The 9,184-nt window shown below is 73.5% G+C and carries 11 protein-coding genes (1 of these 11 running past the window's edge); 9 read left to right on the plus strand and 2 right to left on the minus strand.

The genetic code is table 11. The features are described 5' to 3' along the window. Positions 1 to 5: 5 nt before the first annotated feature. Positions 6 to 1,235 carry a hypothetical protein gene (locus C3K08_RS13320; protein ID WP_199776944.1) on the minus strand — a complete coding sequence of 410 codons (1,230 nt, stop codon included), beginning with the start codon at positions 1,233 to 1,235 and terminating at the stop codon, positions 6 to 8. Between the two features lie 200 nt (positions 1,236 to 1,435). Here C3K08_RS13320 and C3K08_RS13325 point away from each other — a divergent pair, with 200 nt between their 5' ends. Further along, complete coding sequence (locus tag C3K08_RS13325; protein WP_104991731.1) at positions 1,436 to 1,879, plus strand: ketosteroid isomerase-related protein; 444 nt, start codon at positions 1,436 to 1,438, stop codon at positions 1,877 to 1,879. Further along, entirely contained in the window at positions 1,876 to 2,466 is a 591-nt protein-coding gene (locus tag C3K08_RS13330; RefSeq protein ID WP_104991732.1) for a GNAT family N-acetyltransferase, read from the plus strand. The genes C3K08_RS13325 and C3K08_RS13330 overlap by 4 nt, the downstream gene beginning before the upstream one ends. A 15-nt stretch (positions 2,467 to 2,481) precedes the next feature. Here the strand turns inward: C3K08_RS13330 and C3K08_RS13335 are convergent, their stop codons facing one another. Beyond that, a complete protein-coding gene (locus C3K08_RS13335; RefSeq protein WP_104991733.1) occupies positions 2,482 to 2,676 on the minus strand; it encodes a hypothetical protein in 195 nt (64 codons plus the stop codon). 78 nt (positions 2,677 to 2,754) lie between these two features. Between C3K08_RS13335 and C3K08_RS13340 the strand changes: the two genes are divergently transcribed. The 7 genes in view from C3K08_RS13340 to C3K08_RS13370 are tightly spaced (at most 10 nt apart) and all read left to right on the plus strand, a layout consistent with a single transcriptional unit that may run on beyond the window. Beyond that, positions 2,755 to 4,290, plus strand: coding sequence for an NAD(P)/FAD-dependent oxidoreductase (locus C3K08_RS13340; RefSeq protein ID WP_104991734.1), 1,536 nt, complete (start codon positions 2,755 to 2,757; stop codon positions 4,288 to 4,290). Then, positions 4,287 to 4,682, plus strand: a complete 396-nt coding sequence (locus C3K08_RS13345) for an NUDIX domain-containing protein (protein WP_234009089.1) — start codon at positions 4,287 to 4,289, stop codon at positions 4,680 to 4,682. The genes C3K08_RS13340 and C3K08_RS13345 overlap by 4 nt, the downstream gene beginning before the upstream one ends. Then, positions 4,679 to 5,704, plus strand: a complete 1,026-nt coding sequence (locus C3K08_RS13350) for a carotenoid biosynthesis protein (RefSeq protein ID WP_304529212.1) — start codon at positions 4,679 to 4,681, stop codon at positions 5,702 to 5,704. Before C3K08_RS13345 ends, C3K08_RS13350 begins: the two co-directional genes overlap by 4 nt. Next, positions 5,701 to 6,372: a 1-acyl-sn-glycerol-3-phosphate acyltransferase gene (locus C3K08_RS13355; RefSeq protein ID WP_234009090.1), complete on the plus strand. Its 672-nt coding sequence runs from the start codon at positions 5,701 to 5,703 to the stop codon at positions 6,370 to 6,372. The genes C3K08_RS13350 and C3K08_RS13355 overlap by 4 nt, the downstream gene beginning before the upstream one ends. After that, positions 6,369 to 7,460 (plus strand): glycosyltransferase family 2 protein, encoded by a 1,092-nt coding sequence (locus C3K08_RS13360; RefSeq protein ID WP_104991735.1) that lies wholly within the window; start codon positions 6,369 to 6,371, stop codon positions 7,458 to 7,460. Before C3K08_RS13355 ends, C3K08_RS13360 begins: the two co-directional genes overlap by 4 nt. A gap of 10 nt (positions 7,461 to 7,470) precedes the next feature. Beyond that, complete coding sequence (locus C3K08_RS13365; RefSeq protein WP_104991736.1) at positions 7,471 to 8,886, plus strand: NAD(P)/FAD-dependent oxidoreductase; 1,416 nt, start codon at positions 7,471 to 7,473, stop codon at positions 8,884 to 8,886. Further along, positions 8,874 to 9,184, plus strand: partial view of a cytochrome P450 gene (locus tag C3K08_RS13370; protein WP_304529213.1) — the start only. The gene runs 859 nt beyond the window's last position; the window shows 311 of its 1,170 coding nt (coding positions 1-311); it begins with the start codon at positions 8,874 to 8,876; its stop codon lies beyond the right edge, outside the window. The genes C3K08_RS13365 and C3K08_RS13370 overlap by 13 nt, the downstream gene beginning before the upstream one ends.

Raw genomic sequence — 9,184 nt, forward strand, 5'->3', positions numbered from 1 at the left:
AGCGTTCAGACCAGGGTGGGCACGCGGCTCGCCTCGGCCTGAACGGGGGTCGCCGGGCGGATACGGCGGCGCACCCCGTCGGCGTAGTCCGCGACGTCGCGCAGCATCTCGGCGACGCCCGCCCGCAGCAGGTACTGGCCGCCCGGCAGCGGGGTCAGCGCCAGGAAGGGAGCGCGGCTGAGCGTGTCGAGGATGCTGCGCAGTTCGGCCGGGTTCACGCCGCTGCCCAGGCGCTCGGCCAGCCGGGGCACCGCGACCACGCTGTGCGCGGGCTGCGCCGCCAGGGTCAGCAGCACGAAGGAGAACGCGCCGCGCTGGGCGAGGTGGGCGCCCACCAGCTCGGACACGCCCGCCGCCGCGTCCAGGTCGAGGTCGCCCGCCTCCCAGTAGGGCCGCAGGTCGATGGGCGAGAGGGGCGCCAGCCGCGCGTGTTCCAGCAGCGCGACCAGGGCCTCGCGGGTCAGGCGCGGCGTTCCAGCCACCTTCTGCCCCTCGGGGGTCAGCACGGCGCTGTGGTCGGCGCCGCCCTCCCAGCCGGGGCGCCGGGCCGCTTCGCTCAGCGCGACGTGGACCACGTAGCCGAACTCGCCCAACTCGGCCGCGAGCCGCGCCACGCCGGGAGCCGCGTAGCTCAGGCGGTAGCCCGTCAGGCTGGCGAGTTCGGCGAGTTGCGCTTCGGGCGTCTCGGGCACCGGGCCGGGGGTGGGGGCCGCCGGGCGGGGCGCGGCGGGCGCCGGGGCCAGCGTGGGGGCGGCAGCGCGGGGCCGCTCGGTCGCCTCCGTCACGGGGACCAGCGGCTCACGGACGGGGGCCTCGGGACGGGGAGCCACCGGGGGACGCTCGGGGCTGGCCTCGGCGTGCTGCATCCGCACCTCGCGGACATGCGGGGTGGCCGTCACGACCACCCGGCGCGGCTCGGGGGTCCGCTGGTGCTCGGAACGCGGGGTGGTGATGGGTGCGTGGGGCTTGACGATCCCCTCCACGCTGTAGCGACCCGCCTCCAGCGGCGTGATCATCAGCACGTCGTTCACGCCGAGGTTGGCGTCGTGGTAGAGGGGGTGCAGGCCGCGCACGACGCCCGCCGCGCGGTCGATCTCGACCCGGTGTTCGCGGCCCCGGTCGTCCACGAAGACGGCCGGACCGCTCTCGGGAAAGGTGGATTCCAGATACTTTTGCAGCCGCAGGCTGCCTTCTTGGAGGCAGGGGCGGGTCAGGATGTAACGCATCTGCTTCATGCGGGGAACTCCTTTATTGAAAGCGGTCCGGCTCTCGCCGCCGGACACGCGAATCATCGTGGGCACTGCTTGTTCAAAACCATAGCAGAGCCCGCCCACGGGGCAACCCCGAAGTGTGCGGCCAGAGCGTCAAAATCTTTAGCGATGTGACAAAGCCCACGCGCCTTCCCCCAGCGGGGGAGCCCGCTACACTGCCGGGCATGACCACCAGCGACCAGACCCCGCAGGCGCAGACCCTCGACCTCGTGACCCGCTACTACGCGGCCTTCAACGCGGGGGACGCCGAAGGCATGCTCGGCCTCCTCACGGACGACGTGCAGCACGATGTCAACGAGGGCGAGACGCAGCGCGGCATGGAGCCTTTTCGCACCTTTCTGGCGAAGATGGACGCCCACTACCGCGAGCGGGCCGAGGGGGTCGTGGTGATGGCAACCCCGGACGGCACCCGCGCGGCGGCCGAGTTCGTGATTCACGGCGAGTACCTCAAGACCGACCCCGGCCTTCCCGAGGCGGCGGGGCAGACCTACGTATTGCCCGTAGGCGCTTTTTTTGAGGTGCGCGGCGGCAAGATCGCCCGCGTGACGAACTATTACAATCTCGCGGACTGGACCCGGCAGGTGAACGCGGGGACGGAGCAGGCTTGAGCCTCAGCGTCACCCCGGCGAGCGGCGAGGAGCTGCGGGCGGCCCTGCCCGACCTCGCCCGGCTGCGGACCGAAGTGTTCCGCGACTTCCCGTACCTGTACGACGGAAATCCTGAGTACGAGGAGCGGTACCTCCAGACCTATCTGGAGGCGCCCGGAGCCCTCGCCCTGCTGGTGCGCGACGGGACCGAGGTGGTGGGGGCCAGCACCGCCCTCCCCCTCGTCGCGGAGACCGGGGAGATTCAGCGTCCCTTCCTGGGGGCCGAGTTCGACCCTGGCGAGGTGCTATATCTCGGGGAGAGCGTGCTGCGTTCCGGGTACCGGGGGCGCGGGCTGGGGCACCGCTTCTTCGACGAGCGGGAGGCCCACGCCCGGCGGCTGGGGCTGCCCGTCACCGCCTTTTGCGCGGTGCAGCGCCCGGCGGACCACCCGGCCCGGCCCGCCGATTACCGCCCGCTGAACACCTTCTGGCAGGCGCGGGGGTACGTGGAGCGCCCCGACCTCGAAACCACGCTGAGCTGGCCCGACGTGGGCGAGACGCGGGACACGCCCAAGCCCATGCGCTTCTGGGTCAAGCGGCTGGACTGACCTCTCCCGCAGCGTCTACGACTTCTTCTGCTGCCTCCACCCGTAGGACCGCACTGCGTCCACCGCGAACCACACGGCAACCGCGCCCCAGATCAGGGCGGGGAGCCAGTTTTCCGCCAACCCGTAGCGCACGGCAGGAATCGCGCACAGCACGGCCAGCAGCACGCTGAGGGCGAAGACGATGTGGGGGGGCACGCGGCGACCGAACATGGGACCACGGTAGCGGAGGGCCTCTGGCGGATTCCTGACCGTCCCCGGAGCGCCCGGCGTGCCAGACTCGGAGCTAGAATGCCGGACTACGACGTACTCGTGATGGGGGCGGGCCACAACGCCCTGGTGACGGCGGCCTACGCGGCGCGGGCGGGCCTGAAGGTGGGCGTCTTCGAGCGCCGCCACCTCGTCGGCGGGGCCGTCAGCACCGAGGAACTGGTGCCCGGCTACCGCTTCGACTACGGCGGCAGCGCCCACATCCTGATCCGGATGACCCCCGTCGTGCGCGAGCTGGAACTGACCCGCCACGGCCTGCACTACCTGGAAGTGGACCCCATGTTCCACGCCTCCGACGGCGAGACGCCGTGGTTCGTCTACCGCGACCCAGAGCGCACCGCGCGGGAGCTGGAGGCCCTCTTTCCCGGTCAGGGCGAGGCGTACCGCCGCTTCCTTACCGACTGGACGCCCTTCGCCCGCTCGGTGGCCGACCTGTTCAACTCGGCGCCGGGACCGCTGGAGATGGGCAAGATGGTGATGGGCAGCGGGCGGGGCCGCGAGATGCAGACCCAGCTCTCCCGCATCCTGCGGCCTTACGGGGACGTGGCGCGGGAATACTTCTCGGAGGAGCGGGTGCGGGCGCCCCTGACGTGGATGGCGGCGCAGAGCGGGCCGCCACCGTCGGACCCGCTGAGTGCGCCCTTCCTGCTGTGGCACCCCCTCTACCACGAGGGCGGGGTCGCGCGGCCCAAGGGCGGCTCCGGCGGCCTGACGCGGGCGCTGCGGCGGGCCATCGAGGACTACGGCGGCGAGGTCCACGTCAATGCCCCGGTGCGGCGGATTCTGGTGCAGGGTGGGAAGGCACAGGGCGTGGAGCTGGAGAACGGTGAGCGCTACACCGCCCGCGCGGTCGTGTCCGGCGCCCACGTGCTGACGACGGCGGGGGCGCTGCCCGACGAGCACGTCCCCGAGGCGGCGCGGCGGGTGCGGGTGGGCAACGGCTTCGGCATGATCCTGCGACTGGCGCTGAGCGAGAAGGTGCGCTACCGCCAGCACACCGAGCCGGAGTCGCGGGTGGGGCTGGGGCTGCTGATCAAGGACGAGCGGCAACTGGCGAAGGCGTACGGGGAGTATCTGGCGGGCGAACCGACCACCGATCCGCCCCTGATCGCCATGAGCTTTTCGGCGGTGGACGACAGCCTCGCGCCTCCCGGCGGCGAGGTGCTGTGGCTGTGGGCGCAGTATTACCCCTATGAGCTGGCGTCAGGGAGTTGGGAAACGCGCACGGCAGAAGCGCGGGAGAACATCCTGCGGGCCTTTGAGCACTACGCGCCGGGCACGCGCGACACCATCGTGGGCGAACTCGTGCAGACGCCGCAGTGGTTGGAGACCAACCTGGGCCTGCACCGGGGCAACGTGATGCACCTGGAGATGAGCTTTGACCAGATGTTCGCCTTCCGGCCCTGGATGGCCGCGAGCCAGTACCGCTGGCCAGGGCTGAAGGGCCTGTACCTGACGGGCGCGAGCACCCATCCCGGTGGTGGGATCATGGGCGCGTCGGGGCGGAATGCGGCGCGGGTGCTGCTGCGCGACCTGACCCAGCGGGGGTGGAAGTGAGGGGACGGATCGGCGCGGGGGTGGCCGTCCTGCGGGCCGGCGAGGTGCTGCTGGTGCGGCGCGGGGACAATAGCCGCTGGGACGTGCCGGGCGGCGGCGCCCAGGCGGGAGAGCCGCCCGAACAGGCCGCCCGGCGCGAACTGCGCGAGGAAACGGGCCTGAGCGTGGGCGACCTGCGCCCACTGGGGACTTTCCCGCACCGCCACACCTACCCCGATGGGAACGTCGTGAATTGGGAGACGCACGTCTACGCCGCCGACTTTGCGGGCGGGGAGGCACGGGCCGGGGACGACGCCTCGGCGTTGCGCTGGTGGCCTCTGGACGGGTTGCCGGGGGAAGTCTCGGAGACGACCCAGGCCTATTTCGCGGCTCTGCGGACGGTGGCGGGTTGACCCTGCGCCTCTCCCCCACCCTCCTCCGTTTCGGTCTCGCCTTCGCTGCGCTGGGTGTCGCTTTCCTGGGGGCGCTGCTCGTCCTGCGGGGTACGGCGCTGGGATGGGGCCTGATCGCCGTGGCCTTTCCCGCGTCGCTGGGGCTGGCGCTGGCTGGGGACGCGCTGGGGGGCGACTTCGGGGGCACGTTGCGGGCGCGGTGGGGGGCGCTCGCGGCGCAGATGCGGCCGTGGATGTGGTGGCTCTGTGCCTACGCCGCCCTCAAGATTCCGGTGCCCCTCTGGCCGGAGGGGTTCCCGGTGCTGGGGCTGCTCAGCACGGTCGCGCTGTGTGTGGCCGGGTGGCTGTATGCCGCCGAGCGGGTGGGGTCGCGGCGGGCGTGGGCGATGGCGGCGCTGTCGTTTGTGGTCGGCTGGGGGGTGGAGTTGCTGGGCAGCCGCACCGGGTTTCCCTTCGGCATTTACTCCTACGCGACCTCGCCGCCGCCCACGCTGCTGACGGTGCCGCTGATCGTGCCGCTGGGCTGGTTCGCGCTGACGCTGGCGGCCACCCGGCTGGCGGGAGGGCGGGCGTGGCTGGCGGGGGTGCTGATGGTCGCGTGGGACGTGGGCCTGGAGCCGCTGATGACCGCCGAGCGCTACTGGCTCTGGAGCGACCCCGCGCCGCTGTGGGCCGGAGCGCCCCTGCAAAACTTCGTGGGCTGGTGGGGGGTCGGGACGGGGCTGGCCTGGGCCTTTACCCGGATCGCGCCGGGGTTGTTCGGGCTGAGACGGCGGGCCTGGAGCCTCCCCATCCAGCATCGGGGGGAGGCCAGGGTGACGGCCACTGTCAGCCTCGTCCGCGTGGAGTCCGCTCCTCGCCCCGACCTCTCGCGCCTCTCCTTTGCCGCTGCCTACCCCATTGAACTGTTCTTCCTGCCAGGAGGACTGGTCCTCGTCGGGCGGTACGTGGAGGCCGGGGTCACGCTGGGGGCGATGCTGGCGGCCCTGACCCTCGCGCGGGCCGTGCGGGGGAGGGCATGACCCCCGATCCGGTCGCGGCGATGCTGCGGGCCTCCATCCGCCGTAGCCTCCACACCGGGCTGGGGGGCGTGTGGGTGCGGGGAAGCTGGCCGACGGGCGGAGCGGTGCTCGCCCCCAACCATCACTCGTGGTGGGACGGGTACGTGCTGCGCGAACTTTCCTGGCAGGTGGGGGCCGAGGCCCGCGTGCTGATGCAGCCCCAGCAGCTTGCCCATTACCCCTTCTTGCGGCGGGTGGGGGCGCTGGGCGCGGACGAGCTGCGGGCGGCGGTCCGGGCAGCGCGGGCGGGGGCGTGGGTGGTGGTCTTTCCGGAGGGGGCCTTGCAGCCTGCCGGCTCCCCCCGCGAGCTGCGGCCCGGCGCGGGCTGGATCGCGCGGCAGGCGGGGGTGCCGCTCGTCCCCGTCGCCCTGCGGGTGGGCCTGCGGGGACGCCCCCGGCCGGAAGCCTACCTGCGCTTCGGGGCAGCGGCGACCGCCGAGGGGCTGGCCGAAGCCCTCGCCCGCGACCTCGGGGCGCTCGATGCCGACCTCGCGGCGAGTGACCCGGAACGTCCGCTCGCCGGATACCTGCACGTCTGCGGGTCGCCGCTGCCCGATCCGGCGCGGCCCGACCTCCCCAGCCGCCTGCTCGCCCGGTTGACCCACCCCGGACCAGGACGGCGGCGGTGAGGCGACCCGACCTCGCCCGCGCTTATCGCCTCACGGCGGCGGGCTTTTTCGGGTACAAGGCGCTAACCCTCCTCGTCAACGCGCTGACCTATCCCCGGCTGCGGCCCCGGCCCCTCCCCCCGAAGCGGCCCCGCGTCTCGCTGCTGGTGCCTGCGCGGAACGAGGCCCACAACCTCCCCCACACGCTGCCGGGCCTGCTCGCGCAGGGAGCGGAGGAGGTGCTGGTCCTCGACGACGGCAGCACGGACGGCACCGCCGAGGTGGCGGCGCGGCTGGGAGCGCGGGTCCTCACGGGTGCTCCCCTCCCCCCCGGCTGGCACGGCAAGCCCTGGGCCTGTCAGCAACTGGGGGAGGCGGCGACGGGCGAAGTCCTGATCTTCACCGACGCGGACGTGGAGTGGCACCCCGGCGCCCTGGGCGCGGTGCTCCACGAGTTTGCCCGTTCGGGGGCCGACTTCCTGAGCGTCTATCCCCGGCAGCGCAACGAGACGTTGGGCGAGCGGCTGCTCACGCCGCTGGTGGACGCGGTGCTGCTGACCTTCTTGCCCCACCCGCTGCTGCGCTTTCCGCACCCCAGCGCCGCCGCCGCCAACGGGCAACTGCTCGTGCTGCGGCGGGAGACCTACTGCCGGGTGGGGGGGCACGCGCTGGTGCGCTCGGAACTGCTGGAGGACGTGGCCTTTGCCAGCCGGGTCAAGGCGCGGGGTGGACGGCTGGGGCTGGCGCTGGGGCGCGGAGTGCTGGAGGTGCGGATGTACCGCAGTTACCCGGACTCGGTGGGGGGCTTCGGCAAGAACGTGGGGTCCTTTCACGGGCGCTCGCGGGCGCTGCTGGCCGCCTCGCTGGGGTGGCACCTCGCGGCGTACACGCTGCCCTGGCTGCTGCCGGGAAAGGCGCCGGGGGTCTGGCCCCTGCGCCTCGCGGGGCTGGCCGAGCGCACGGCGGTCAACCTGCTGACCGGGCGCCGCAGGCCCGCCGACCTCGCCGAGGGGCTGCTCGCGCCCGTCACGCCCCTGCTGGCGCTGCCCGTGTATCGTCGGGCCATGCGGCGCAAGGTGGCCTGGAAGGGCCGGAAGTACGAGCAATGAGAGGCCCCGCGTGAGCCCCCGGACCCGCCACATCGCCGTCATCGGGGCGGGCTTCGCGGGCCTCGCGGCGGCGCTGCGGCTGGCGCAGGCCGGGGCCAGGGTTACCGTCCTCGACGCCCTGGAGCGGCCTGGCGGCAAAGCGGCGCTGGGCTACGAGGACTTTTCCAGCGGCCCCACCGTGGTCACCATGCCGCAGGTGTTCCGGGGCCTGCACGCCCGGCTGGGGCTGGAGCTGCCCCCGCTGGAGCCGGCCCGCCCCACCACGACCTACCACGCCCCCTCGGGCCGCACCTTCGCGCCCGAGGCGCTGCACGTGGCCGGAAGCCTGGAGCCGACGCTGGCGCAGCTCTCCCGCCAGGAGGCCCGCGACTACGCCCGGCTGCTGGGGGCAGCCCGGCGGATGTACCGGGACGCCGCCCCCACCTTCATCTTCGGGCCGCCGCCAAGTCGCGCCCGGCTCGCCCGCTACGCCCTCACGCGGGGACACCGGGCCGCCCCGTGGAGCAGTCTCGCCCGCTTCGTGCGCAGTGGCCCCTTTCTGACCCCCTTCTGGCTGCGCTTTGCGACCTACCTGGGGGCCGACCCGTACCGCGCTCCAGCGGTGCTGCACAACATTTCCTGGGTGGAGCTGGGCTACGGGGTCTGGCACCTGGAAGGCGGGCTGGGGGCGCTCGCCGGGCGCCTTTACGAGCGGGCGGCGGCGCTGGGCGTGCGCTTCGAGTTCGGGACGGCGGTGCGGTCGCTCAGCGCCCACGGCGGGCAGGTGCTGGGGGCACACACCAGCCGGGGAGCCTTCGCCGCCGACGCCTGGGTCAGCGCCGCCGACCGTGCCCTCACGCGCAGCTGGCTGGGGCTGCCCCCGGACCCCGCCCCGCGCGGCCTGAGCGGCTTTGCCCTGCAACTGCGGCTCTCGGAGAACCGGGGCCACGCCCACCACATCTTCTGGCCGACCGACTACGCCCGCGAGTGGCGCGACATCCGGGCGGGGCGGCTGCCAAGCGACCCCACCCTCTACCTGCACCTCGACGGCGACCGGGCCTTCCTGCTCGTGAACGCGCCGCCGCGACCGGAGGCCGTCGGGGACGCGCAGTCCTACGGCGAGTTCCTGCTGCGGGGGCTGCAGGCCCGTTTTCCGCTGGAGGTGACCGAGTGGCGGCCCCTCTCCCCCGCCGACTACGCCCGCACCGGGGTGGGGGGAGCGCTGTACGGGCAGGCCCCGCACGGCCTGACCGGGAGCCTGCGCCCCGGCTGGACGCTGCCCGGCGCCCGCAATCTGGTGCAGGTGGGGGGCACGGTGCACCCCGGCGGGGGAGTCCCCCTCTCGATTCTCAGCGGCTGGAACGGGGCCGGGCAGGTGCTGGGCCTGCCCTACGACGACCTGGGGGGCCGGGACGTGCCGGGAGAGGGAGAAACGTGGCCGGGCTGACCCCCCTCGCGGCCCTGCCCGAACCGCCCCCCCGTCCCGGCTCCGGTCACCTCCAGGACTGGGCGCGCGCGCCGCTGCCTCTGCTGGAGGAGGGAGCGCGGCGGGCACGGGACGGGGGCGGGAGCCTCTTCCGGCTGCGGCTGGGGCTTCCGGCGGTGCTGGGCTTCGGCCCGGAGTGGAACCGCCGGGTGCTCACCGACCTCCCCACCTTTCGCAGCGCGGGCACCTTTCCGCGCCTGGTGCCCTTTATCGCGGGCGGCATCGTCCTGACCGACGCGCCGGAGCACCGCGCCCGACG

Source organism: Deinococcus sp. NW-56, from assembly GCF_002953415.1.
Lineage (GTDB): Bacteria > Deinococcota > Deinococci > Deinococcales > Deinococcaceae > Deinococcus.

Coding starts and splice junctions, on each gene's coding strand:
- C3K08_RS13320 (WP_199776944.1), bottom strand. CDS start 1,235: ATGAAGCAGATGCGTTACATCCTGACCCGCCCCTGCCTCCAAGAAGGC.
- C3K08_RS13355 (WP_234009090.1), top strand. CDS start 5,701: ATGACCCCCGATCCGGTCGCGGCGATGCTGCGGGCCTCCATCCGCCGT.
- C3K08_RS13335 (WP_104991733.1), bottom strand. CDS start 2,676: ATGTTCGGTCGCCGCGTGCCCCCCCACATCGTCTTCGCCCTCAGCGTG.
- C3K08_RS13325 (WP_104991731.1), top strand. CDS start 1,436: ATGACCACCAGCGACCAGACCCCGCAGGCGCAGACCCTCGACCTCGTG.
- C3K08_RS13340 (WP_104991734.1), top strand. CDS start 2,755: ATGCCGGACTACGACGTACTCGTGATGGGGGCGGGCCACAACGCCCTG.